Here is a 26,877-nt window from a genome sequence, read left to right as displayed (position 1 = left end):
GCTTTTTTTTTGCCATTTTAAGGACAAAGAAAAAGTTATATGAAACGTGTTTCATATAACTTCTCAAATCATCAGTAAAATATAAGGCTCAGAGAGTTTTTACCAACTATTTATGACCATTATGCCTCAAGAATCAAGACTAGAAACTTCACAATTCTCAACCCGGGGCTTCGGTACAATTTTCTGCAAAAATCACTCAGCCGCCTGGCTTTTTTACTATTTATAAAACTAATCTACAATAGAATATTGTTCTATTTTTATTTACAAGCAGGAATTTCCCCTCTAGGAAGAGGGGACTAAGGGGTGTGTTTTTATTCCCTCATCCTAACCTTCTCCTAAAGGGAAAAGGAATTACTATTCTAATTCCCCCTTTGGGGGCTAGGGGGCTTTACAACCCGGTGCTTCGGTACCATTTTCTGCAAAAATCACTCAGTCGCCTGGCTTTAGTACTTCTATAAAACCAAAACACAAAAATTCCTATTTGGTCTTTTAAGATTGAGTAAGAGTTCCCCCTTCGGGGGCTAGGGGGCTCTTCCCCCTTTGGAGGCTAGGGGGCTACTTTCACAAAATAATACGTCTCGTTTTGCACCGCTGAAAAGCCTATAACTTCATCATTCTCATTTCTGACAAATGTGATTTCTAAGTTAGCGCCTTTACTTTTAAACTGATCTGTTGTGATTGCTTGTAAAGTCGTAGCAGTCCCGGGAGCATCTATAGGAACAAGGATAAGCTGCGTGTCAAATAGTTGTATTTCGAAACGTTTATTTTCCTCTCCTTTAAGATAATACTCACCGATATATTCTTTATAAGCGTCACGTTCAATCTCTGATTTCTTTTGAATCACAATTGGATTATTGAGCATCACACTCCCAATATAATCAGCAATGTCAGGGGTTCTATCAAATTTGGTATTGGACAATACACATACAAATACATCTTCTTCTGGCAGGTACAATCCGTTACTGGTAAAGCCGAATAAATTTCCCCCATGTTGCACCGTCGGACTTCCTTGTAACTCCTTAATAAAGAAGCCATAGCCATAACCAGTCCCCTCACCTGTATTGGTTTTCTTTTCGGTGGTGAGTTGGCTGACCACAAAGTCAGATAGTACCGTTTTGTCATGCAATGCACGATGCCATAGATACAAATCATACACATTCGTACGGACCCCTCCTACGGTATTTGACATTACTGGACCTTCCTTAAAAATGCCGACTTCATCTTCGGCATATCCCGTGACGATCTTTTTCTTCATTCCCTTGAAGGCGGGAATCTCATGATCCGGATCTCCGATCGCACTAGATTTCATCCCCAGCGGTTCAAAAATAAATTGCTGCATATATGCTCGTTTTTTCATGCCAGAAACTTTCTCTATCACGGCATTTAACAACGGATAATTCCCGTTACTGTATTCCCATTGAGAACCTGGTTCAAACCGCAGGGGTTCCTCTTTATAATACGCTATCAAATCTTTAGGTTCATAGTCTTTGGCAAGCAAATAAAACTCATCTTCATCCACATCAAAATAGTCAGGAACGCCAGAGGTTTGGGATAATAGATGATGAATGGTGATCGGATATTTTTTCACAGGATAATACGGTACATATTGTTGAATCGTATCTGTCAGGGAGACCTTTCCTGCTTCGACTAATTGCAACACCGCCGCCGATGTAAACTGCTTGGTCATCGATGCGATTCTAAAAATCATATCGGTTTTCAGTTTTCGCTTGGGTTGTAACGAAGCCAGTCCGTAGGCTTTTTGAAATACAATTTCATCCCCTTTTGAAATCAATACCACCGCTCCTGGTTCGTTTTTGGGGTATTCTTCTGAGAGGAATTGATCGATGGTTTCGAGTTGGTTGTCGAATTGCTGTGCAAAACTGAAGAGTGTAAAAAGGAATAAGGATATTCTGAGGATGTGTTTCATGTATGAATGTTTCAATGTTTGTTTTCGTTAAGATCATGAGATTCCCGCCTTCACGGGAATTTTAGTACAAAAGAAACGCATATCTCTTATTCAGTCTACTCAAATCTAGAATTGAGAGTAGGTTTATATTAATTATTTGAAATATTGCTTCTTTTACTTTGTTGAATAGCCAAAAAAAGAAACAAAACTCCCCTCCGTCTGTATCTCGTCACCTCGATACAGCCACCTCCCCTCTTCAAGGGGAGGAGCCTTTTGCTTTCCGTTAGATTTTTAAAATGGTACTTAAAATTAAAATTTAGGACTTTACTACTAGGGACTTCAGTGCAATTTTCTACGAAAATCACTCAGCCGCCTATGATTATTTGTAAACTACAACTTTTATTAGAAAATAGAGTACTACTCTATTTTTCATACACACTCAATCACCCAAGAGTAAAAGAACCCGAGTAAGAATCCCCCTTCGGGGGTTAGGGGGCTCTCCCCCCTTTGGGGGCTAGGGGGCTGCTAGGGGGCTTTACCCTTTCCGATATTCTTTCGGAGATTGGCCTGTAAGTGATTTGAAAACGCGTTGAAAGGTGGCCTGGGAGTTAAAACCGCATTCAAAGGCAATGCCTGTAATGGTCAAATGGGCATGGCTTGGGTCGAGGAGACGTTTTTTGAATTCGTTGATGCGGTAGGTATTGACATATTCATTAAAGCTTTTACCGAGATGCTGATTCAATACCGCCGAAATGGTTTTTTGCGAAATCCCTGTATGGGTGACGACTTCTTGTAATTTGAGGGTCGGTTTTAAAAACCACTGCGCTTCTTCCATGAGCATATTGAGTGTGGTGACGGTATGTTCAATATCGGTGGTGGATAAAGACGTCGTTGCCGATTTAGACACGGTTTTATACCCAATGATATAGCCATTAATGCCTAGCCAATACACCAAAATCACCAGTGGAATATACACGGGATACCATCCCACTGTGCCTAATAGGTACTGAGAAAGACTCGGAAGGGTATACGGAATCAAATGCAGCAACCAAATCCCTGAAAACACGGTAAAACCGAGGAGGAACCGTTTTGCCCATTTCGCGGAAGCGGTCTCCTTCTCCATAACAGGAGTGCGTTTCCAAAGGGTGTAGGACATCCAAAGATAGATCACCAGCGAGAGCCATCTCGGAATATCAATATAGGTGGTATAGGTATCAATGGCATTGCTTACGGTTTCGAGAGGTAACGAACCTAACAACCCCAAAAATCCACCAATCATCAAAACGATCATCACGATATGTGGGAGCAGATCCAAGATCACGGTATAGAAGTGGCGTTTATCTTTTTTGGAGAGTGCCTGCGGCGAACGCAGTAACGCTCGGATATAGAAATAGACCAGCGGACCCACGGGCATGATCACCACCAACGGCACCACTGACTGCACCACATCCCAAAATAGATTTTGGCTGGGAGCTGCTTCGAGAATATAGAGATTGAGACAGGCCAATGAGATTAATAATAGGATCCACGCGAGGCGTCTATTGGCTTTTTGGTTGACTTTGAGCCTGTACAACACCCCCACGGTGATGAGCCCTTGTACCGTCCCAAGGAGCAACAGCATCGATAAAAATGTACCGCCGTTTTGCATGTGGGCAAAGGTATCTTTTTTTTAAAAGAATTAGGACTCAAGACTCACGAATCAGGACTGAAAAAGAGTCTAGATTCTAGACTGAAAGACTTATCCCCTTTAACCTTTTAAACCCATAAACTTTTAAACTCGCTAATACGGTGACTTCGGTACAATTTTAAATCATCACGCTGTGCTGATCTAAAATTACTCAGCCTCCTTGCTTTAGTGCTATCTAAAAATAAATGTTAGGTGATTGAGTGCTTTCGCTTTTCGCGAAAGTGTACCGAAATTACCGACTCATACACTCGCAATGTGGGTTTCCGTAATGATCCTAATAACACTTAGAGTATATTTGATTTTATTTTTTTGAAAATCAAATTTTTAAATAAAACACAGTACATCAAGCTATGAACAATATAAATGTAGAGCATACTGAACATTTACTTAAGGATGTCAAAGATATCATTGTAAATCACGAAGCATTAGCACGAGAACGTGGAGAAGATTTTAACCTCTTTTCTATTATGAATATGGAAAGTAATGAAACCTATACCCACTCAGCCGTATTAGTAGCTTTACTTGATCCGAAAGGAAATCATTATAAGGACGAGCTGTTTCTAAAATTATTTCTTGACGAAATTAGCTATGAGTATTCTGATGAGGATTTACAGAAAGTAAAAGTCGTTGCCGAATATCATACAGGCAAGATTGATGAAGAGTATACAAAAGGAGGATTTATAGATATCTTACTTACTTTTAATTCAGGTAAAACACTCGCTATTGAAAATAAAATATATGCCAAGGATCAACGTAGACAGTTGTTTAGGTATAGTAAATACAATAAAGAACGATCACGCATTTATTACTTAAATCTTTTTGGCACTTCCCCAGAAGAACAAAGTTATCACCCTTTAGAATTAGGAAAAGATTTTGAAATCATCTCTTACAAAACCCATATTACCAATTGGTTAGAAAATTGCTTAGAAAACTCTCAAAACGAATTCCTAGTTCAAAGCTCACTTAAACAATACCTTATTCTTATTCAAAAAATGACAGATACCATGGATAAAACCCGCGAAGATGAATTAAAAAAAGTAATCCTTCACAACATTGATGCAGCAAAGCATATCGCTCATAATTATAACGACATCATTTACAACATTCGTGAAGGTTTCAGATTAGCTATTTCAAACAAACTAAAATCGTCCGTATCTTCTGAGTATGTTGTAACAGAAGGGTATTCTGCAAGCTATCATTTTTCTCAAATTTTTATAAAATTAGTAGATGATAAAAATGCAAAAATTGAATTTGGTATAGAATCCTTTAGTGGCAAGGGAAATGATGGTGGCAAACTTTATATAGGAATTTTAGATCGATTGCATATACCTTTAGAAATCGAATACATAAACCAAAACGAAGATAAACGTTTATCACAATGGTGGCCCGTGCGGAGAGTCCTCAAGACTAGAGACGGAAACAGCTTTCATTTAAACAGTGAAAATTTATTGAAAAAACTTGGAGATGCTGACACTACCTTTTTCACAGATGCAGTTCAATATGTTACAGAACAAGCCGTAACCTTCATTAAGGAATATACACCTACCTTAAAAGAAATTCATAAAGCGTCTTTGATTGAAAAACCTAATCTTGAGACTGATTTTCAGAATTGAGTTGTAAGAATATTTATAGTGTCACTATTATTTTTATAAAAAATGATAGTATTTTATACCTAAACAAAAGAAAACGAAGGATCATCAGGAGTCAGGGAACTTTACTCAATCACTATGTTTTAATACTTTATAAGTCCCCTCTTTAGGGGCTTCGGGAGTTAAAGGATTTCAACTACGGGTTTCCGTAAACATAGTCAAAACCCTTAAAGTATCTTTGATTATACTTTCGTGAACACCACAACATCAAAAAAATACCTTTTTGAATATGTGATTTTATGCGTATAAATTCAGTAATTTTAAAAAGATTAATTTCTTAATATCATAAATGACAATATACCAAGCATCTGTCTTATATATAAAGTGCTTTTTTTAACTCTACCATTCAAGTTAAGAGAACATCCATAACTCAAAAGAAAAGTTATTTCAAGCTATGTTTCTTACCGAGTTATTTATACATAAATTGAAATATATTTTAAATAATAAAATCAAACCTATTACAACAGCTTAAAAAAGTCACTATTGTATGAGCAACCATTTTCATCTACAATAAAGTATATTAAAACAAAAATCACACAAGATTTAATGGAATATAAAAAGGCAGTAAGAGTAATCATGAGCAATAGGAATAATAATCTTCCTAAAAAAATTGAACAAATAAAACACAATGTAAATTCTGGAAAATTTAAAGAAGCTTTATCCATAAATCCTTTAATAAAAAAAATTTTAAATAAACAACCGTACTTTCATAGCCTCAATAGTATTTATATAAAAGAACCATTTGGGTTTTCAGAAGATTTAAAAATAGAATTTAGATGGCTTGCTGCTTCAATCGAAGCTTATTTTGAGGATATAAATATTTTTCTTGGTTGGAAAAATGATTTTGAAGTATTTGTAATCAAGGATCAATTTAAAGAAGCAAAAAATATACTCAAAAAGATTGAAGGTAAATTTGGAATAAGCCTTTGGAGTATAGAGGCTAATTTTATTATTGAAGACAGAGTTAATGGCACAAAATCTAATTGGAATAAATTAAGTTATTCCATAAGTCAAATTAAAAATTCCCTTTATGAATTTATAATTAATTCAAGTAGCAAAAGAATTGAATCTAAAATGAGTTTTGAAAGTTTTTTGAATCAATTTCAAAATGATATTGATACAATAAACACAAATGGAATGATGGAAGATTTCTTTGTTTTTAAGAATTTTAATTATCCTGACTATGATTATAGGTACAAAAACCTTGAAAGCATATTTTATATCGCAAATGTTTTTTCAGTTATAGACAAATATTTAATATTAATCGATGCTATTAGTTATAACATCAATGAAACACGGGAAAACGATAGATTATATGAGGTTTTCTTAAGAAATGCAAAAAAGATAATAACGAACGATCCTCGCATCTACAATATTTATAATCTTATAAATCAAAAGGAAGATTTTGATAATTCCACTGAAAATGAAGTTTTTCTGAATTGCATGGATGAATATTATAGAGGAAATTTTGAACAATCTTTAGAATTATCAAAAAAAGGATTAATAGAGAATCCTCTCGAGTTTCAATATTATGAGATTTATTGTAAATCTTTAATTAACATTGATAAGGGTTTTGAGGCATTAGAATTGAGCGTAACTTCAGATAAAATTCTTTCCAGTGTATTTCATTTATTTTCTTTTGATATAAATGAAAAGGAAAATTTCACTACTCTACTTAATATCTCATTGCATTTAATGAATACTAATTTAGGTGTGCAAATTTTTAGTTTATTATCTGAAATTGAAGGAACAAATGACAGAAATTATATTAGAGGCTTATTAGCTTCAAATTATTGTACTTTCAAGTTTCTATACTTTTCAAAATATCGCTCAAGTAATCTAAAAAATTTAAATGCATTAAGTAATTCACATTGTTTTAAAGTTAATAGATTCAAGCTTGGGTTTGATGTAGATTTTGAAGGTTTAATTTCTAATTCTAAAGAACAGCAAAAAAGTTATAGTGCTATTAGAAAATTTAAAAAAGGTGATTATAAATCTGTAATTGAAGATTTAAAGAACGATAAGCTATTAAATAGAATTAATTATTATTACGATAGAAAGGTTAGTCTATTATTTAATTCTTACTTGAATTTAGATTTATTTAAAGAAGCTCTTTTGTTATTTGGAGAGATATTTTTTAATAAAACATTTAAAACCAGAAAGGTTCAAGATTATAAATTATACAATTATTTATCAGATATTGATACTAAAGAAGACTTATATGACTTGATTGAATTTCCTATTTTGGTATCAATGCATGTAAAGGAATATGATTTATATGAAGTATATGATGAGTTTTTAGTTTCTCAAGAAATTGATGAATTATCTTCTATGGATATAAATAGATTAATTGAAAAATTCAACTTTGAAAGAACAATTTATTTTCTTGAAAATGTTGTGACAATAGATACAATAAAGTATTCTACTGAATACGGTTCAATTAGTGAGGTGGAAGAAGATAGAGTAAGTATTTTAAATGAATTAATTAGGCATAACCCTGATAATAAACTTAAATATGAGAAAGAAATAAATGAAATTTATAGAATTAATTCTGTTAGAAAAGTTTTAAAAGAAGTGGATGCTGGAAGGTTATATATTGATGTTGATAACCTAAAAAAAAACCAAGTAAAAAAGTTCCAAGATGATTTTAAAAGATTCAAGGAAATTGAACAATCTACATCAGTTCAAGCCTTATTTGGATTTAATGCTTCTAATCATCAAAACTGGGAAGGATTACTCTCAGGAAGTCGTTATGTTATTGATTCTTATAATTCAGCTGATTATTTAGCTTTTAAAAATATTTATCTAGAATCAAGAGAAAACTTGTTATTTAGTAAAGAATATGGATTAGATAGTAGTCTGAGTACAAGGATTAGACATGGAGCATTAAAAAACCATATTCGGAGTGTTTTTGAAAAATTTGAGTTAGTAACTTCAAAACTTAATGATGTTTATCGAGATAATGAAGTTTGGAAAGAGCAGTTAAAAGGTCACTTTTATTTGAATATTAGAACACAAAAAATTTTAAAGTCATTTTCTAAAGATATAGATGAGTATTCTTCTTTCATAGTAGAAAAATTAATTCAAATACAAACAGAAAAAACAAGAGATAAAGAATATGGCATATTTAAGTTTTTTACTAATGATAATATCTTATACGAATATTACTTATTAAATAGAGGTGATTTTGATTCTATAGAACGAATAATCGATACTCTTCTAACAAATTTAGTTAATCATATGTTAGTTGATGTTCAGATTGCTGTAAGAAAACAATTTACACAAGAAATATGGCGAAATTTCCAAAGAATAATTGATGGTACTATATCTGAATTAAGAAAATTAGACCTACCTAATGATTGCCAACTCATTCCAAATTTAACTAAATCTAATACTGAAATTCAAAATGAATTGGAAGTTATTTCAGAGTGGTTTTACTTGAACACTACAAATTCAACTAAACCACTCAGTATCATTCATGTAATTAACGCAAGTGTTGAACTTACAAACAAAATAAAACCAAATTATCAAATTAGTCCTACAGTTAATCTAAATTGTCGGGATTTTAATGTGTACAGTAGTTTAATATTTGTCTTTAATATTTTATTTAATAATGTCATTGAACACTCAAAACTACCATCCGAGGAAAACAAGATAAGCTTAGATATTGACCTAGTTGAGAATAAGTTCATTTGTATGGCATTCTGTAATAATTTAAAACCAAATACAGATTATAAAATGAATATTAATAGATTGAATAAGGTCAAGGAAAACTGGAATGATCATAAGAATATTGATAGATCAAATAAAGAAGGGGAAAGTGGGTTTGATAAAATCAAAAGAATTTTGTTATATGAAACATACTCAAAAACGGATAGGTTTGATTTCTCTTTTGCAAATAATACAATAGAAATAAAGCTGTACTTCCCTCTTCCTAGTTAAAGAAATGAATATTGTAAAATTAAGCAACAAATGAAAAAGGTTTTAATCATTGAAGATGATAAAAAAAAGATTGAAAAATTGTCTCTCTATTTTTCAAATGATATAATTAAAATTGAGGAATCTTTTCAATCTGGACTAAGCGAGTTGAAAGCTAAAATTAAAAACTATGATTTATTGATTTTGGATATGACAATTCCTCTTTGGGAGAAAGGGAAAAATGATATTGGAGGAAACTATGAACAGTTTGGAGGTGAAAAAATTCTTAGAGAAATGAAGAGAAGGAAATTGACAATACCAACCATTTTGTTTACAATGTTTGATGTGTTTCCTACAAAATCTGGCACTATCACTTTCGACGAATTGAATTTAAAATATATAGAAAATTTTAAAAGTTTTTATAAAGGAGCAGTGTTTTATAAATCTGGTGATGAAAGTTGGCAAGAAAAATTAACATTATTAATTAATAAATAAATGGGTAATATAAGTATTTTAATTGTGGATGATGATATAAATAAAATCACTGCAATAATTTCTACCATTAAATCAAATGTTAATGATGTTTTATCTATCAATCAGGCATCTAATGTACAAGAGGCTATTGAGTATTTGCAAAAAAAAGAATTTCATTTGTTGATTACAGATTTAAAAATGCCATTGCGACATGATGATTTACCTAATGATTCAGGAGGTCAATCTCTTGTTAAAAACCTATACAGACGAAAAAACAAAACTAACGTCCCTATGTTTATTATAGGTTTGACACAATTTCCAGAACTTGAAAAAGATTTAAAAAATGTTTGGAAAGTTTGGCATTTTGAAGCAAGTGAAGAATATTGGAAAGTAGCACTAAGGGATCTAATATTCCATATTAGTTTGGTAAAATCTCGAATAAATGTTGAAAAAATTGAAACCATTTTTGTTGAAGGTATAACTGATAAACAAATAATTGAAACTGTTATGTTATTGTATTATCCTAATAAGTTAGACAGTGTCTATATAGATGCTATAAAATATGGAGGCGGTGCTTCATGGGTAGAAAGACAATTGTTTATATGGGCTAAATCATTAACAACAAAAATTAATGATAAATTATATGTAAAATCCATTGGTTTGTTCGATGACGACGAATCAGGAATTACTTCAATTAATAAATTAAGAAAAAGTATAGATGTTAATTCAGCGGAAGGTAAAACTTTTCATATTAAAAAATCTTGCTATAAATATTCTCCAATAATAAAGTCGATTAAGAATAAAGGAATTACTTTTCCTACCGTAATTGAAGATTTAATTTCCGAAGGTTTATGGGACTATTCGCACAAACAAGGATGGCTAACTCCTAGAAATTTAGATAGTTTAGTTATTGATAAGGATAAAATTGAAAAAATAAATAAAGAGTTTAATATAAATAATTTAAAAGAATTAGGATTTACTAATTCAGAATCTTTACTTATTTTGTTTAAAATCAAAGATGATTATAAAAAAAAATTTTCAATGCATATTAAAAAAACAAAGAGAGAGTATTTATATCCTATAAAATATATGGTTGAAGACTTTTTTGACACATTAAATATAAAATACACTAAAGTTGAAAAATAAATTTAATTAATATATAAGAAGTAACAAGAAATGATCAAGTCGATTTAGATTTTCTTTTTAGATTTATCTAATTTACAATTCAGTTCATTCTTAATAAAAACAAACCTTTCCACCCTATTTCGACAGTTTCAATATACCCTTTCGCGAAATCGAAAAAAACAAAAACGCTTAAAGCACCCCTACATTCAGGCATACTCAAAGCGTTTTTATAAATTTATTAAAAAAAAAATCCTCTACCCATTCTTCAACACCACTCTAAACCGCGCCTTTCCATCTTTCAGATGCTGCACCGCTTCATTAATATCATCCATAGGAAATTCTTCTACCGTAGGATAAATATTGTGACGCACACAAAAGTCGAGCATCGTTTTGGTCAGTGCAGGGCTTCCAATGGGACTCCCTCCTACTGATTTTTCACCGCCTATCAAACTAAAGGCAGGGATTTCCAACGGTTCCATCGCAGCACCTACCGTATGAAATTTTCCTTTGGGTGCGAGTGTGGTGAGGTAGGAATTCCAATCTAAGGTGACGTTGGTGGTATTTAATATAAAATCAAGCGTACCCGCGATACTTTCGAGGGCTTCGGGTGAGGTAGAATCGATGACTTTGGTCGCACCCATGTCGAGAATTTGGGCTTCCTTTTCTGGGCTAGAGCTAAAAGCAACCACCTCACAGCCCCAATGTTTTAAAAACTTCAGCGCCATGTGACCGAGTCCGCCAATACCAATGACCCCCACTTTATGCGTAGGCAATACCCCTGATAAAATAATCGGGTTAAATACCGTAATGCCGCCACATAACAAGGGGCCGGCTTTACTTTTGTCAATCCCTTCAGGTAACGCAATCGCCCACGACCAATGTCCGCGTACATAATCGGCAAAGCCTCCGTGTCTTCCGACAATGGTTCCTTCACTCGTGCTACACAGATGATGATCGCCACTCATACATTGCTGGCAACCCATACAGGAGGCAGATGTCCACCCCAAACCTACAGTATCCCCTACGTTGATATTTTTAACCGCATCCCCTGCCGCAATGACTTCACCGATAATCTCATGGCCGGGAACTAATGGATATTGGGTCATGCCCCAATCATTTTGCATCATACTCAGATCGGAATGACATATCCCACAATACTGCACTTTAATATCGACTTGTTCGCTGCCTAATTCGCCTAATTCGTAGCTAAAGGGGGTTAATTTTTCTTCGGGTGCCGAAACGGCATATGCTTGTACTTTCATGGTCTGTTTTTTTGAGTGTTAGTTGAGTTCTAATAGAAGCACTAAGGTACTGATTTTAGATAAGAAAGCCCCCTAACCCCCAAAGAGGGAATTCATACTCTTCGCTGTTTTTCTTAGCTGATACGCTTGATTTTTAAAATAGAACTTAAAATTAGAAACTCAGGACTTTACAACCCGGGGCTTCGGTACAATTTTCTCCGAAAATCACTCAGCCGCCTGACTTTTGTACTTTTATAAAACTAAAACAAAAATAGAGTAGTACTCTAATTTAGAGTACTACTCTATTTTTGTTTTAAATGAAGAATGAGTAAGAAGTTCTCCCTTTGGGGGTTAGGGTCTCTTATCACGTTTAAGAAATGAACTTTTATTTTTATTCTTTTCTTTTTTTCATTGCCAAAAAAAGAAACAAAAAAGGCTAGGCTGGCGAAACCTTGTCTAAATTTATCGTTCTATCCCTAAATTCCTGAAACTCGCTAAGCTCAAACAGTCAGAAATTTTACGGGATTTTCACTTCAAATTTTACGACAAACTTTCGAGTCCGTTTAAAACAAATAGACTCAAGACTCAAGACTCACCACTCACAGACTTCAAAACCCGGTGACTTCGGTACAATTTTAAATCATCACCCTGTGCTGATCTAAAATCACGCAGCCTCCTACTTTAGTGCTATCTAAAAACGATACGTTAGGTGATTGAGTGCTTTCGCTTTTTTTGCGAAAGTGTATCGAAATTACCGACTCCTCAACTCCTCAACTTACGATTTCGGTTTCGGTTTCAATTTCAACTTCTCCCTCCTATTCTCCCCTTCTCATCTTCCAAACTGCCATCGCGTTTGCGGGCATTTTTGACGTCGTTATTGCCAAAGGTGTATTGGATATAAAAATTCACGTTACGCGTATCGCCACCGCCACGGCCATCGATAAACAAATCGCCAAATTGGGTAATCCCTTCCCATGGGATGGTGTATAACACATCATTTACCGTGATTTTGCCCGTCCACTGCTTCCATGTTTTTTGTAGGGCTAGGTTGAGCGAACCTAAGCTCTTAATCTCATACGTTCCACCCCATATCGACGGACTGCTATACCAGCCGCTAACTTCTAGTTTGTAGTCCTTGGGGAGTGTAAAGGTGCTTTGCGCATAGAAACCAAACGTTTCTTGAGAGGTAGAGATAAAAGCAGGGTTGGTCGCGGTGTACTTACTGTACGAACCATAGACATTGGTGTAGGTATTCCACCAGCTATTGACTTTATACGGATAGGAAATACTGAAGTTATAGACTTCCTGATCGGCGACGTTACGGGTGCTTAGAAAGTTTCGGGTCTCGCCTACAGCTTCGGTGACTTGGGCAAAAAAGTCACTGACATAGGAATAGCTCACACTCGTGGTGAGCGTATATTTATAGGTGTGTGATAGTTTTACATTATTGGTGTATTGGGGTTGTAAAAAGGGATTTCCGCGTCTGAAACTAAGTTCGTCTAACTGATACTCAAAAGGGTTGAGGTCTTGATAATTCGGGCGCTGAATCCGTCGGCTGTAGTTGAGGGCAAAGGAATTGGTTCGGTTGAGGGCATAGGTCACGCCTGCCGAAGGAAACAGATCGGTGTACGTTCGACTCACGGACTGATTATTCGTGTCACTATCGGCAGTCAGGTCGCCTTGGGAATCGGTACGCTCCACGCGGAGACCGCCTTGAAATTTCCAGTTGCCTGTGCCTGCGTTATATTTCGCGTAAGCGGCATAAATTTTTTCATCATATAAAAATTCGTTGCTCCGATTGAGATTGAGCACATCCATCCCATTGATAACATCAAAGAAATCAAACGTATTATCAGTACGGACTTTAGAGGCTTTAAGGCCTGTTTCAAAAGTGCCGTTGCCCAATTTTTGTTCATAATCGACTTTGGCGGCATAAATATCAATGTTGATGGGCGTATCTTGATTGGTGATACTTTCATTTAGCACCTCGCCCGAGGGCGTGACATAAAAATTAGGCTGGTTATTGAGTCGATCGCGGGTATAGCGTCCATAATCAACATCGGCGCTAAAAACGGTGCCTGTGGTATCCTGATAGCGATAGTTAAAGTTCATGCCTAGATTCACCGAATTACTTTCAGAGCGATTGGGCGCGCGTAAAATACTATCAATGGTACCTGTGGTGCGGTTGATGATGGGCGTACGGCTGTTGGATCGGCTTTCGGAATCGTTGAGGTTGGCAGTCAACACAGCCCCTAGCGTACTGCGTTTGGATACGTAATGATCGGTACCAAAACGGATATTATTTGAAAAACCATCATATTCTGAATCGGTTTGTGCATCAAAAATGGTGTTTCCTTGAATCCGGAATAGATCAATAAACCCCGTAGAACGCCCGATATAATTAGAATAGGTCCCATACAGATTCCATTTTTTAAGACGGCTGGTGAGGGACAACGAATTGTTCGTTCGCATATAATCCCCCACGGTCACGGTACTAGACACACTCCCGCGGGTACCGAGTCCTTTTTCCCTTTTGAGACGGATGTTGATGATCCCTGCATTTCCTGCGGCATCAAAACGTGCAGAGGGTTGTGTGATGATTTCGATGCTGTCTATGGTATCAGCTTGCAAAGACTGCAAATACGCGGTAAGGTCGTCACCTTGCAGGAAACTCTGTCGCCCATCGATGTAGATGAGCACCCCTGTTTTTCCTTCGACAATCACATTATTATTATTATCTAAACGCACGCCTGGCGCTTTCCGTAGGAGTTCGATGCCATTATTGCCCGCACTACTTACTGTTCCTGCAACATTAAAAATGGTTTTATCAGGTTCGACTTGAATGATGGGGCGTTCAGCTACCACGGTGACTTCTTCTAGCGTTTCGGTGGCGAGTTGGAGTTGGATGGGTGCTAGCGCTAGGGTTTCGGTGGTGATGGTAATAGAGGTTTCGACCGTAGTATATCCCACAAAAGAAAGCATTAGCGTATAGGTGCTGGGTGCTAGATCTGTGATGGTAAATGCACCTTGTTCATTGGTGATGGCCGCTTTTACAAGTGTGCCTTCGGTGGTATTGATGATGACATTGACATAAGGTAATGGGGTTTGTGTTTCGGATATGACGGTGCCTTTTAAAGTTTGCGCTTTCGCGAAAGCGGATACAACCAGCAGCAATGTAAAAAATAGCATTCGAGTGTTCATAGTAGTATTTGTTTGCTGCAAATATGCGCGATGCATGTATCCTACTAAATAAAGAACCGACGAACCGTACCATAGCCTGATGAATGGACAAAGGACCATTGGGCGATCTATAGGGCGACTCATCGAAAGGTGTATGGATACTCGGTGAAATCGCCCTAGTTTTGATCTGAATCAAAAAAATAATTAGTTATGAAAAAGAATATCGCATGGTTAATAGGACTTTTATTGATAACCTTTACGGCCGTCGCCACAGAAACGAGTTATCTAAAAATTCAATTGGATGACCAAAAAGAAATCAGTTATCCACCAGGGATTGGTTTTGTAGCGCAAGATGCCGATGGGAATACGGTGTTAAGTCCTTCAGAATTAGAAACCATCAAAGTGTATAAAGTGCAAATGCCTATCACCTTATTTGTATTTACCACCTGGAATGACGAACCTGATGTGTACGAAATCTCTAGCGGTACGCTTTCTTTAGGAGAGACTGACGTCGATTACAATCCAGCTACCAAATACACCTATGGGAGATCTAGGAAAGGAGAAATGTATGGTCGTGCGAAAGAAGGGGAAACCTACGGAGCATCAACGATGACGAGTAATGGTGTGTCTATGACCCGAGCTCGGTATTTTGCAAACAACGACAAAACGGGGTACAATGCCAGTATAGAATTTTCTAATGATGTGGTGGTGTATTATCGTGATGGTGAACTTTCTGCTTGGCAAGATGGAAAGGATCTTGAAATAACAGGCAAGTATCTTATTAAAACTAAGGAAGGAATTATTAAATTGAGCTATCGTCCATCTAACAAAGAATTGTGGTGGGTATTTGATAAAAACTAATCTATGAAAAAAGGCATTTTCAACATACGAATTAAAGAGGTTTTTGCCGTCATAAGTGTATATCTTGTACTTTCTTTCTGTTATCATGTGACGCTTTATTTTAATCGAGGGGGACAGAATGATCCTAATGATACGATATGGGATTTGGAAGAGTGGTACTTTACAGAAGGCATGCAATACACCTTTATGTTTGTTGCCACCACTATTGTTTGGTTCTTTATATTTCGGATATTTAGGAATAGACCTCTTAAATATAGACTCCTCCTCCACTTTTTAGGTCTTCCCTTTTTTATCTTATTTGCTTGGAAATTATTTTATCTAACATGTGATTTTATAGGAGAATGGCACATGGAGGGCAACGGGCAGGTATGGGATATTTATATTCCTGCACTGTTTTACCTGATTCAGTTTGCTATTTTTCATGCGTATGAGCATTATGTGATTAATCAGCGACGGTTACAGTATGAGATTGAACTCAAAAACTCAGCACTCAAGAGTGAATTAAGTGCTATCAAAGCACAGTTGAATCCGCATTTTCTTTATAATGTATTTAATACGATTAATGCGAGTGTCCCAAAAGAAATGGAAGAAACTCGGGAGATGATTGCGGAGCTTTCAGATCTGTTTCGGTATCAGCTTAAAGCGAGTCGGGAGGATGTTGTCACGCTTGCCGAAGAATTGGAATTTGTCAACAAGTACTTAAAGCTAGAGCAAAAACGATTTGAAGATCGCCTTTCCATTATGATTACGGTGGATGATGGATTGCTTTCGCGAAAAATTCCACCAATGATCCTACAGCCGTTGGTTGAAAACTCCGTAAAACACGGAATCTCTCCGCTGGTAAAAGGCGGCCGAATTGATATTGTCATTCAAGAAAAGGACGATAAACTCCTTTTTGAAATCAGTGATACGGGCGTAGGTGTAGATGATAAAGACGCTATTTTTACTTTGGGCGTAGGTTTGAGTAACACCCAAAAACGTCTTCAAAAAATGTATCAATCTACCTTATACGTGAGTGATAATCTTCCTAGCGGACTCAAAGTGCAATTTGAATTATGAAAAAAGTAGTCATAGTCGATGATGAAAAATCAGGGCGTGCGTTGATCAAAGAATATTTAGAAAATCACCCAGCGCTTATCCTTGTTGGCGAAGCCAATAATGGTGTAGATGCGATTAAAATTATTAATGAGTTTCGTCCGGACTTAGTCTTTATGGATATCCAAATGCCTGGCTTAACCGGTTTTGATGTCCTCGAACATTTGGAAGAATTACCCACCATCATTTTTAGTACCGCTTATGATAAATATGCCTTACAAGCCTTTGAAGTCCACGCGGTAGACTATCTTCTAAAGCCCTATACCAGAGAGCGTTTTGATAAGGCGATTTCAAAGTTAAAGGACAATTCGCCCAAACAAATCCTTCCCCTTGCCGATCAGCATATCATGTCCAAAACCACCTATCCTGACCGCATTATTGTCGAAAAAGGCAACAAATACGTCACGCTCGCCACTGAGGATATTTATCGCATAGAGGCTTATGGCGATTATTCTAAAATCTATGATGCCAAAGACACCTTCATCAGCAATCGGGGCATTAGTCAGCTAGAAGAAAAGTTGAATCCAACCCAGTTTTTACGCATACACCGCAGTAGCATCGTCAGCCTCCCGGCTGTCAAAGAAGTCGCTAAGTATGGTAAAAGTTATTTATTGATTCTCAAAAATGACGAAAAAGTAAAAGTCAGTCGCAGTTATGCCGATAAGATTAAGGAATTGATGTTGTGATGGGTAAATTGTAGTATTGCTTTATATGCTTTTGCGAACCGGCCTCGCCGGCAGGCAGGAGCGGACTCAGGACTCAGGATTAAAAAGAGTCTAGAATCTAGACCGCTGCGCTTATAGAATATAGAGAATAGACTAAAAAGAAACAGGCTCCCCTCCGTCTGTATCTCGTACCTCGACACAGCCACCTCCTACTTCGACAGGCTCAGCACATACCTTGTAGAGAGGAGGAGCTTTGTTTATCGTTTTTATTTTTAGAATAGAACTCAAGATTAAACCCGCATTATGCATTAGAACTTCGTAATGAGGTTTAAAGAAGCAATAAAATATGGCGTTTTCTGAGTTTTAGCATAGCATCGCTATGGTTAAACTTAAAAAGGTAGTGTAACGGTATATTTTGAAGCTTATTTAAGTTGTAATAGATTTTCTAATGCATAATGCGGGTTAAAAGACTAAAAAGAATCTAGACTAAAAAACGCTCATAAACAATTAAACTTCTCAACTCATCGACTCACCACTCAAAGACTCACACACTCAACCATAAATTAATGTTAATACGTCAAAATTACCCCTACCGTGAGCCTAGACAATTTATAGCAATGTTATACATTTACAGTTTCTAAGCCTATTATAAAATAAGCGCTACATTAGAGAATAGTAAACTACCTCGGGGCGAGTCCACGGGGCATTTTAAGAAAAAACAACATTTAATTTCGGGGCAAGCCTCGGAGCATTTAAACCTGGATGATCGAATAAAATTCCTATTAGAACCCCCTGTGAAAGAAGTCAACAAAGACAACATAAAAAAGAAAAAACGTTTTAAAATACTTCGTTTTATAGGCAAATCACTTCTTGTGCTACTCCTAGTTTTCATTGCCTTAATTCTTTTTGTGCGAAGTCCATGGGGACAGAATATCATTGTCGATAAGATCACTTCCTATATCTCAGACAAAACCAAAACCCGTGTTGATATTGACCGTTTTTTCCTGACTTTTGAAGGCAATTTGATGTTGGAAGGGCTTTATGTAGAAGAGCCCAAAGGCGATACCCTTGTCTACTCAAAATCACTAGAAGCAGGTGTTGCCCTCTGGCCCCTAATTAACGGGGAAGGTGTTGAGATTTCTTCATTAGATTGGGAAGGTCTTAGAGCTACGGTTATCAGAAAGGATACAATTAACGGATTTAATTTTCAATTTTTAATCGATGCCTTTGCTGCGCCTTCTGAAGCATCAGTTTCAGAGCCACCAACCCCTACGCCAACGATTACGCTCGGAGATCTTTCGTTTACAGACTTTGACATTGATTATGTAGATGATGTCACAGGAATCGATAGCAAGTTTGTCATCGGATCGATGCTGTTGGAAGTTGATGATATCAATCTGGAAGAAATGGCATTTCACGTATCAAAAACCGTCCTAAAAGACGCTCGAATCAAATACCATCAAAGCCCTATCCCTCCTTCTGATGAAGAAACTCCTTTACCGATACTCACTTTTAATGAAATAACGGTACAGAATGTCGTGACCGACTATGCCGATGTAGGGAGTGGTCTAGAAGCAACTCTAAACATCAATTCTCTCTTTACAGAAATCCCGCTGATGGATCTCCAAACCAATACGATTGATGTTACCAGGGTACAGTTGGCAGATTCTAAGATCGATATTCAGATGAAATCTAGTGCACAAGCAACCACAATAGATAGTACACAGAAATTTGAATGGCCATTATTGGATATTGAGGTTGGGAGGATTTCGCTTTCGCGAAATACCATAGCGTACCAGGTTGATACTGCCGTTCCTGAAAAGGGTGTTTTTAATCCAAATGCACTTTTTCTTGAAGATCTTTCGTTCGAAGGAACAGATATGTTTGTAAAAGAAGGAGCTGCGGGTATGAATATGGAAACATTGAGTTTTAATGAGGCGTCTGGGATTCACCTCCAAAACGTTGCCACTCGTTTTAACATAACAGATCGTACGCTTACGGCAGAAGCTATTGATATTGCCGTTAATAATAACCGCCTACAGGGGCGGTTTCAGCTAGAATATACTTCCTTGTCTAGTTTTATCAATGCCCCTGAATCTGGTACGGTAGCATTGGATTTCCCAACCTTTCAATTGGATCCCAAAGAGATCTTTACCTTTCAACCATCGCTTAAAGAAAATGAATACGCAAGGACCCTCAGTACAAAACGGATTACGGGCGTATTAAAAGCGCAAGGCACGCTAGCGTCTATACAGATTCCAAATGCAACCATTCAATGGGGAAATGCCACAGAAATTGTAGTGACCGATGGTCTCCTAAAAAATGTCACAGATCCAGATGCTTTAGGGTTTGATTTCACGAAAGTGAACGCATCAACCACCAGAACTGATCTTATCCGCTTTGTAAAAGAAAAAGACCTGAGTGTACAACTTCCCGAAACGATCAAAGTAACTGGGCGTATCAGTGGAAGTATGGATGTGATTGACACCAACTTAAAAGGAACCACCTCCCAAGGAATTGCTTCTGTAAAAGGAACCTTTGAGAATAAAAAAGAGGTCGCTTTTAATGCCACTATCAACCTACAGGAATACCGACTAGACCAATTACTTCAAAATGAAAAACTAGGGCCTATCAGTTTGACCGTTACTAGTAAAGGAAGAGGTACCACCATCAACTCTTTAGATGCAGATCTTAGCGCGACCATTTCAAACTTTGCACTCAATGAATATGCTATCAAAGACCTTACACTTAATGGCGCGATCAAAAATGGAAAAGGAACAGTTACCTCCAACTATAAAGATGAGAATCTTAACATGAATCTAGAAGCATTGGTGGTGGCAGATTCAATCGCTCCTGAAGCCAATATCAACATGAATATTATTGGCGCCGACCTACAGGCCTTAGGACTGATGGATCGTGATGTGCGAACAGGCTTACAACTGAGAGCCAATTTTAAAGGCAATGCCAAAAACTATGAAGTCGACGGAAGTATCATCGATGGTGTGGTGGTATATGATAATCAAACCTATTTATTAGGAAGTTTTGATGCCGCGGCTTATGTACGGACAGATACAACTGCGATCTCCATAAAAAACAAAATCCTAGATCTTGAATTAGCTTCAAACACAGATCCTCAAACATTTGGAAATGCTGTACAACGTCATATATCTAGCTATTTTTACCGAGATACCGAAGTTCCTGACACTATTACAGATCCAGTGCGTATCAAAATGAAAGGAACTATCAGTCAGGCGCCTTTATTGAATGAAGTATTTCTCGTGAATATAAAAGATATAGACACCATCAACATTGCGGTAGATTTTGACGAAAAATCAAGACAACTTAATGCCAATGTAGTTGCACCCCACATCAACTACGCTGGAAATGAAATAGACAGTCTTGCCTTCTCTATAGCAACAGACCATAGTGATTTTAATTTTGATCTTGGGTTTAATGAAATCAGTGCAGGTCCCTTTTCGATTAAAAAAACGAGCCTAACAGGCATCCAAGTGAATAACGAACTAGATCTTGAATTCCTCTCCTATGATGATGATGAAAAGTTAGTACACATACAATCCCGTATTACTGGAAATAGAGAACGCTTACGCTTTGCTGTGGTACCTGAAGATTTAATTCTCAACAAAAATCCTTGGGTGATTCCTGCTTCTAATGAGATCATCTACACAGAAAATAAGCTGGAATTTAATGACTTTAACATCACTAAAAATGGTCAGTCCATTGCCGTGACAGACAAATTCCCTTCCATAGAAAAAGAGCATATTGCTATTGTTCATACAAACTTCAAACTTAGAGAGGTACTCGATTATTTGAATCCCGATGAACGTTTTGCAGACGGAAACCTCAATGGCGATTTTATTATAGAAAACCCCTTTACTGATCTAGGCGTGGTCGCAGACCTTACCATAAACAAACTACAGGTACTCGATGTTCCGCTGGGAACACTAACGATGGATGCTAAAGCATTGGGGGATGCTAAATATGATTTTAATTTGGGAGTTAAAGGAGGTGAGGTTCAATTGGATGTGACAGGAGGTTATCTAGCCAATGAAGAAGGGCCTACACTTAATTTAGATCTTGATATCACTCGATTTACTATGAAAGCGCTGGAAGGCTTTACGTTAGGTGAAGTGAGCAATGCAAGTGGTTTTTTTACAGGCTCCTTTGATATAGATGGCCCTATCGATACACCTAACTATACAGGCGAACTTAATTTTAAAGAGGCTCAATTTGAAGTAACGAAGTTCAATACACCTTTTACACTTCCCAATGAAAAGCTGAATATTAACAATCAGGGGCTCTCTTTAAATGATTTTACCATACTTGATGCCAATAAAAATAAACTCGTGCTCTCAGGGTCTATTGGGACTAAAAACATCATAAATCCTTCGTTTAACCTTTCGGTGAAAGCTACTAATTTCCAAATCCTTAATGCGACCGAAAAAGACAATAATTTCCTTTATGGAACTGCAGCATTTAACGCCGATGCCAAAGTAACAGGCGATTTGCAAATTCCCAAAATAGATCTTAAACTCACAGTATCACCTACCACAAATGTTACGTACATTATGCCTTCGGCTGCTGTGAATATAGAAGAAAAAGAGGGGGTAGTTGTTTTTGTAAACAGAGAGAATCCGGATGCGATTCTTACGAATACAGAAGCGCAAACAGCCGCTACCGTTACTGGGTTTGATATTTCGGCACTGATCAATGTTGGAAAGGGCGCTAAAGTAAAAATCATCATCGATGAAGAAACAGAAGACAACTTCCAAGTGTCTGGAGAAGGTGATTTTAATTTTACCATGCGACCCAATGGACGTATGAATCTTGTGGGTGTCTACAATGTGGTAAATGGTCACTATGAAATGAATCTCTACAATTTGGTCAACAGAAGATTTGAGATCGTAGAAGGAAGCCGTATTTCTTGGTCTGGCGATCCTTTTGATGCAGAACTTGATGTAAAAGCCCTGTATAATGTAGATACCTCAGCGGCTTCGTTAATGGCAGCACAAACCTCTGGTGCGGATCCATCGGTGCGAGGAAAATTTAGACAAGTTCTCCCCTTTTATGTGTATCTAAATATTGATGGTGAATTATTACAACCCAAAATATCCTTTAATTTGGACATGCCTAAAGACGAACAAGGAGCCATCGGCGGACAGGTATATGGGAGACTCCAACAACTCAATCAGCAAGAAGCAGAACTGAATAAGCAAGTATTTTCGCTCTTAGTATTGAATCGTTTTTATCCTGAACCAGGGAGTGACGGAAGTCGTGGTGGTGCCGTGACCGTAGCTAGAGATAACCTGAATGACGCACTTTCTGATCAGCTGAATGTGTTTTCAGATAAAATTCTTGGAGATACAGGTGTAGAGCTCGACTTTGGAGTAGACAGTTACACCGACTATCAAGGCGAAAGCCCTACAGAACGAACACAGCTGGATATTGCAGCACAAAAGAAACTATTTGACGATCGGCTTATTGTACGCGTAGGCAGTGAAGTCGACTTACAAGGAAGTAGCGCAACAGGAGAAGCTACGCCACTTATTGGAAATGTGAGTTTAGAGTATATTCTCACAGAAGATGGGAGATACCGTCTCAAAGGGTTTAGACGAAACGAATTTGAAAATGTCATAGATGGACAAACCATTACGAGCGGTATTGCGCTTATTTTTACACAAGAATTCAACCGATTCAGTGAATTGAAAGAGGCGCTGTTCTTCAAAAAAGCAACTAAGAAAAAGGAGAAAGAGGAAGAAGAAGAAGAAAAAAAGGAAAATGACGATGAGAAGGATAAAGAAAATGACCCGCCAAAAACAGAAGGGATCAAAGATGAGGAAAACTAATTTATATACCATATCGTGAGTACACACCGTGTTTATATTGCTTTACTAAGTATGATCAGTGCGACACTGATGGTATCCTGTAGTATTCAAAAATTTATTCCTGAAGGTGAATTATTATACACAGGCGCGTCTTTAGAAATCGAGAGCGATACGCTTATAAAAAACGAAGAAGAATTAAAAACAGTTCTGGAAGAAGTACTCCGTCCTACCCCCAATAAGAAGTTTTTAGGGATGTACCCAAAACTGTACTTCTATTATAAAAACCAACAAGAAAAGCCAGGTTTTATAAATAAACTACTATTTAAGAACGCAGGAGAAAAACCCGTCTATCTAAGTGATGTAAAAACATTTCAAATAGAAGAATTACTACGAAACCGACTAGAAAACAGAGGTTTTTATTACAACAAAGCAGCTTCTTACACCACAGAAGACGACAAAAAGAAACGGGCAAGCGCCACCTACACACTAAAGATATCAAGTCCTTATGTCTTAGAAACTTATCAATTAGACACTGTAGCATCCCCTATTTATGAAGATCTTAAAGAGTTGGTTACAGATTCAAAATTCAAGAAAGGAATGCGTTATGACTTAAACGCATTACAACTAGAAAGAGAACGTATTGATAGTAAACTCAAACAAAAAGGATATTATAATTTCAATCCTAATTTTTTGTTATTTGAAGCAGATACCAATCAATATAAAAACAAACGATTTGATCTTTTTCTAACCATAAAGAAAGATGTTCCGCAAAAAGCCATAGTCCCATATACTGTCTCCAAAGTGAACGTATATTCAAATTACGATTTACAAAATGATTCCTTACAAAAAGAAAGCGTTCGCTATGAAAATAAAAACTTTGTAAATGATAATGACTTTTTTAAACCAAAATACCTAGATCCGTTTATTACCCTAGAAGAAGGTGATCTTTACAATCCTATTACATCTAAGAATACAGCACGTAGACTCTCTACTATTGGCGCCTATAAGTTTGTAAATATTCAATATGAAGAAGTCGATTCTATGTCGACAGACAGTACTCGGAATCTGGAGGCTTCTATCTATTTATCCCCTTTAAACAAACGATCTATTCGAGCCGAATTACAGGCGGTTACAAAATCTAATAATTTTGCAGGCCCCGCATTAGGGTTTACATTTAATAACCGAAATTTATATAAAGGAGGGGAATCACTCAATATCAGTGCAAATATAGGGTACGAAGTGCAAATTGCAAGCGGTACTAATGCAGGATTGAGTAGTTTAGAACTAAGCCTAAAATCAAGTTTAATACTTCCACGTCTCATCGCTCCTATCAAGATAGATAGTGATGTATTTGAATATACCATCCCTAAAACCAAAATAGGTGTAGGAGCAGAATTCTTGAACAGAAGTCAACTATATACCCTGCTGTCTGGTACAGGTCAATTTGGATATATCTGGACGGCTAACAAATATGTAACGCACGAGGTATATCCTATATCCATTAACTACACAGAGCTTTCAAATACCACGACTGAATTTGATGATATTCTAGCTGAAAATCCTTTTTTACAGCGAAGCTTTGAACAGCAGTTCATTTCTGGACTTACCTATTCCTTTATTTACAACGGATTGGTCTCTAAGAAAAAAAATAAGTTTTATATCAACTCCACGGTGGACATCGCTGGAAACAGTATTAGTCTCTTAGGGCAAACGCAAGAAGGTAGCACTAGAAAAACCTTCCTAGGTGCAGAATATGCGCAGTATGCCAAAGTAGATGCCGATATCCGTTATCATTTTAATCTTGGAAATGAACAGAAAATAGCCACTCGATTATTTGCTGGATACGGCTTTGCATACGGAAACTCAGACGTATTACCATTTATAAAACAATACTTTTCTGGAGGTCCTTATAGTGTTCGTTCGTTTAGAATTCGTTCTTTGGGACCCGGAACTTTTTCGGGCGGAAGCACCAACAATGGAACTTTCTTTGATCAAACAGGAAATATCCGTTTAGAGGCCAATGTTGAATATCGTTTCCCCATTTTTAGATATGTAAAAGGTGCCGTCTTTGCAGATGCTGGTAATATCTGGTTATCCAAAGAAAACGAAGCCTTACCAGGGGGAAAGTTTACAAGCAACTTTATCAACGAATTGGGAATAGGTGCTGGTATTGGGCTACGGGTAGATATACAAGGTTTTGTGATTCGATTTGATCTTGCGGCTCCTTTCCAAGACCCGACTGCTCCTGAAGGAGAACGCTTTGAATTTAAAGTCGACGAACCAGTATTGAATTTTGCCATCGGCTATCCTTTTTAATATGATGAATGTATGGAAGAGCAAACTACAGACAAACCATTAGAACGCCATTTTAAAATCAAGCATTTGCCAGAGTTGCTAGTGACCACAGCAAAATCTTGGTTTGCAAGTAACCCTTTTGAAAAAAGTGCGATTGTTGCCTATTATGCCATTCTCTCCTTACCCGCCCTGATTATCATCATTCTAAACCTTGTAGGCGCTATTTGGGGTCGTGATATCGTACAAGGAGAACTCATCGATGAAATCTCTAAGGCATTGGGAAAAGAAACAGCAACATCCATACGAACAATGATGTTAGATAGAGGTGATGCACCTACCTCTATGTTTTCAAATGTCATTGGAATTGCAACATTACTCTATGGATCGACAGGAGTATTTTTTCAAATTCAGAATGTACTTGATAAAATCTGGGATGCTCCCCCTCCTTCTAAAAATGGGATTATTGCAACCCTCATTGGACGCTTTAAAAGTTTTGGGTTTATCCTCATTATTGGTTTTCTCCTACTCATCAGTTTTATACTCACTTCTTTACTGAGTACGTTTGGCAAAAATCTATCTAAATTTATTCCTGAAAACAGGATCGATCTGATTTATATATTTGACATTCTGGTGTCGTTAGGGTTTATTTATGTGTTATTTGCTATGATGTTTAAATGGTTACCTAATGCTACTATTAAGTGGAGAGCCGTACGTATAGGAGCAGGATTAACGTCCCTTCTTTTTGTAGGAGGTAAATACCTACTTGCTGTTTATTTTAGTGAAATGGAACCCGGTTCCACCTACGGAGCCGCTGGATCTATTATTCTAATTATGTTATGGGTTTCTTATTCTAGTTTGATTCTGTTCTTTGGTGCTCATTTTACGAGGGCCTATTCACAGAAATATTTAAAAGTATAACCAGAGTAGTCGTTAAATGA

General features: G+C 36.8%; 15 protein-coding genes. 10 read left to right on the top strand and 5 right to left on the bottom strand.

From position 1 onward, the window contains the following. Window positions 1-547: 547 nt before the first annotated feature. Window positions 548-1,927 carry a serine hydrolase domain-containing protein gene (locus ACFO3O_RS20835; RefSeq protein ID WP_379982490.1) on the bottom strand — a complete coding sequence of 460 codons (1,380 nt, stop codon included), beginning with the start codon at window positions 1,925-1,927 and terminating at the stop codon, window positions 548-550. A 514-nt stretch (window positions 1,928-2,441) separates the two neighbouring features. After that, a complete protein-coding gene (locus tag ACFO3O_RS20830; RefSeq protein ID WP_379982488.1) occupies window positions 2,442-3,221 on the bottom strand; it encodes a helix-turn-helix domain-containing protein in 780 nt (259 codons plus the stop codon). Between the two features lie 722 nt (window positions 3,222-3,943). On the opposite strand from ACFO3O_RS20830, the gene ACFO3O_RS20825 reads away from it, so the two are divergent. From ACFO3O_RS20825 to ACFO3O_RS20810, 4 genes are all read left to right on the top strand, one after another. Continuing rightward, on the top strand, window positions 3,944-5,206 hold the full coding sequence (locus ACFO3O_RS20825) for a PDDEXK-like family protein (RefSeq protein ID WP_379982486.1): 1,263 nt from the start codon (window positions 3,944-3,946) through the stop codon (window positions 5,204-5,206). Between the two features lie 519 nt (window positions 5,207-5,725). Continuing rightward, window positions 5,726-9,184 carry a hypothetical protein gene (locus tag ACFO3O_RS20820; protein WP_379982484.1) on the top strand — a complete coding sequence of 1,153 codons (3,459 nt, stop codon included), beginning with the start codon at window positions 5,726-5,728 and terminating at the stop codon, window positions 9,182-9,184. Between the two features lie 30 nt (window positions 9,185-9,214). Continuing rightward, window positions 9,215-9,655 (top strand): response regulator, encoded by a 441-nt coding sequence (locus tag ACFO3O_RS20815; protein ID WP_379982482.1) that lies wholly within the window; start codon window positions 9,215-9,217, stop codon window positions 9,653-9,655. Then, entirely contained in the window at window positions 9,656-10,780 is a 1,125-nt protein-coding gene (locus ACFO3O_RS20810) for a response regulator (RefSeq protein WP_379982480.1), read from the top strand. A 233-nt stretch (window positions 10,781-11,013) separates the two neighbouring features. Here the strand turns inward: ACFO3O_RS20810 and ahr are convergent, their stop codons facing one another. Both ahr and ACFO3O_RS20800 read right to left on the bottom strand, forming a co-directional pair. Beyond that, on the bottom strand, window positions 11,014-12,021 hold the full coding sequence (gene ahr, locus ACFO3O_RS20805; protein ID WP_379982478.1) for an NADPH-dependent aldehyde reductase Ahr: 1,008 nt from the start codon (window positions 12,019-12,021) through the stop codon (window positions 11,014-11,016). 780 nt (window positions 12,022-12,801) lie between these two features. Beyond that, window positions 12,802-15,201, bottom strand: a complete 2,400-nt coding sequence (locus tag ACFO3O_RS20800; RefSeq protein WP_379982476.1) for a TonB-dependent receptor — start codon at window positions 15,199-15,201, stop codon at window positions 12,802-12,804. A gap of 189 nt (window positions 15,202-15,390) precedes the next feature. Here ACFO3O_RS20800 and ACFO3O_RS20795 point away from each other — a divergent pair, with 189 nt between their 5' ends. From ACFO3O_RS20795 to ACFO3O_RS20785, 3 genes are read left to right on the top strand one after another with little or no spacing between them, the layout of a single operon-like run. After that, window positions 15,391-16,041 carry a hypothetical protein gene (locus tag ACFO3O_RS20795; RefSeq protein ID WP_379982474.1) on the top strand — a complete coding sequence of 217 codons (651 nt, stop codon included), beginning with the start codon at window positions 15,391-15,393 and terminating at the stop codon, window positions 16,039-16,041. 3 nt (window positions 16,042-16,044) lie between these two features. Beyond that, window positions 16,045-17,100, top strand: coding sequence for a sensor histidine kinase (locus ACFO3O_RS20790; RefSeq protein ID WP_379982472.1), 1,056 nt, complete (start codon window positions 16,045-16,047; stop codon window positions 17,098-17,100). Further along, entirely contained in the window at window positions 17,097-17,822 is a 726-nt protein-coding gene (locus ACFO3O_RS20785) for a LytR/AlgR family response regulator transcription factor (protein ID WP_379982470.1), read from the top strand. Before ACFO3O_RS20790 ends, ACFO3O_RS20785 begins: the two co-directional genes overlap by 4 nt. A 132-nt stretch (window positions 17,823-17,954) precedes the next feature. Here ACFO3O_RS20785 and ACFO3O_RS20780 read toward each other — a convergent pair whose 3' ends face one another. Next, window positions 17,955-18,089 (bottom strand): hypothetical protein, encoded by a 135-nt coding sequence (locus ACFO3O_RS20780; RefSeq protein ID WP_379982468.1) that lies wholly within the window; start codon window positions 18,087-18,089, stop codon window positions 17,955-17,957. A 506-nt stretch (window positions 18,090-18,595) separates the two neighbouring features. Here ACFO3O_RS20780 and ACFO3O_RS20775 point away from each other — a divergent pair. The 3 genes from ACFO3O_RS20775 to ACFO3O_RS20765 are packed head-to-tail and all read left to right on the top strand — an operon-like array spanning window position 18,596 to window position 26,857. Beyond that, window positions 18,596-23,665, top strand: a complete 5,070-nt coding sequence (locus tag ACFO3O_RS20775; RefSeq protein WP_379982466.1) for a translocation/assembly module TamB domain-containing protein — start codon at window positions 18,596-18,598, stop codon at window positions 23,663-23,665. A gap of 51 nt (window positions 23,666-23,716) precedes the next feature. Then, a complete protein-coding gene (gene tamL / locus ACFO3O_RS20770; protein WP_379982492.1) occupies window positions 23,717-25,960 on the top strand; it encodes a translocation and assembly module lipoprotein TamL in 2,244 nt (747 codons plus the stop codon). 12 nt (window positions 25,961-25,972) lie between these two features. Then, window positions 25,973-26,857 (top strand): YihY/virulence factor BrkB family protein, encoded by an 885-nt coding sequence (locus tag ACFO3O_RS20765; protein ID WP_379982464.1) that lies wholly within the window; start codon window positions 25,973-25,975, stop codon window positions 26,855-26,857. The last annotated feature ends 20 nt before the right edge of the window (window positions 26,858-26,877 follow it).

The sequence above is a fragment of the Dokdonia ponticola genome (genome assembly GCF_042653865.1).
Classification (GTDB): domain Bacteria; phylum Bacteroidota; class Bacteroidia; order Flavobacteriales; family Flavobacteriaceae; genus Dokdonia; species Dokdonia ponticola.
Note: the sequence above shows the minus strand (reverse complement) of the source record. Positions and strands in the feature narration are given on the sequence as shown.

Coding starts and splice junctions, on each gene's coding strand:
- ACFO3O_RS20835 (WP_379982490.1), bottom strand. CDS start 1,927: ATGAAACACATCCTCAGAATATCCTTATTCCTTTTTACACTCTTCAGT.
- ACFO3O_RS20825 (WP_379982486.1), top strand. CDS start 3,944: ATGAACAATATAAATGTAGAGCATACTGAACATTTACTTAAGGATGTC.
- ACFO3O_RS20815 (WP_379982482.1), top strand. CDS start 9,215: ATGAAAAAGGTTTTAATCATTGAAGATGATAAAAAAAAGATTGAAAAA.
- ACFO3O_RS20810 (WP_379982480.1), top strand. CDS start 9,656: ATGGGTAATATAAGTATTTTAATTGTGGATGATGATATAAATAAAATC.
- ahr (WP_379982478.1), bottom strand. CDS start 12,021: ATGAAAGTACAAGCATATGCCGTTTCGGCACCCGAAGAAAAATTAACC.
- ACFO3O_RS20800 (WP_379982476.1), bottom strand. CDS start 15,201: ATGAACACTCGAATGCTATTTTTTACATTGCTGCTGGTTGTATCCGCT.
- ACFO3O_RS20795 (WP_379982474.1), top strand. CDS start 15,391: ATGAAAAAGAATATCGCATGGTTAATAGGACTTTTATTGATAACCTTT.
- ACFO3O_RS20790 (WP_379982472.1), top strand. CDS start 16,045: ATGAAAAAAGGCATTTTCAACATACGAATTAAAGAGGTTTTTGCCGTC.
- ACFO3O_RS20785 (WP_379982470.1), top strand. CDS start 17,097: ATGAAAAAAGTAGTCATAGTCGATGATGAAAAATCAGGGCGTGCGTTG.
- tamL (WP_379982492.1), top strand. CDS start 23,717: ATGATCAGTGCGACACTGATGGTATCCTGTAGTATTCAAAAATTTATT.
- ACFO3O_RS20765 (WP_379982464.1), top strand. CDS start 25,973: ATGGAAGAGCAAACTACAGACAAACCATTAGAACGCCATTTTAAAATC.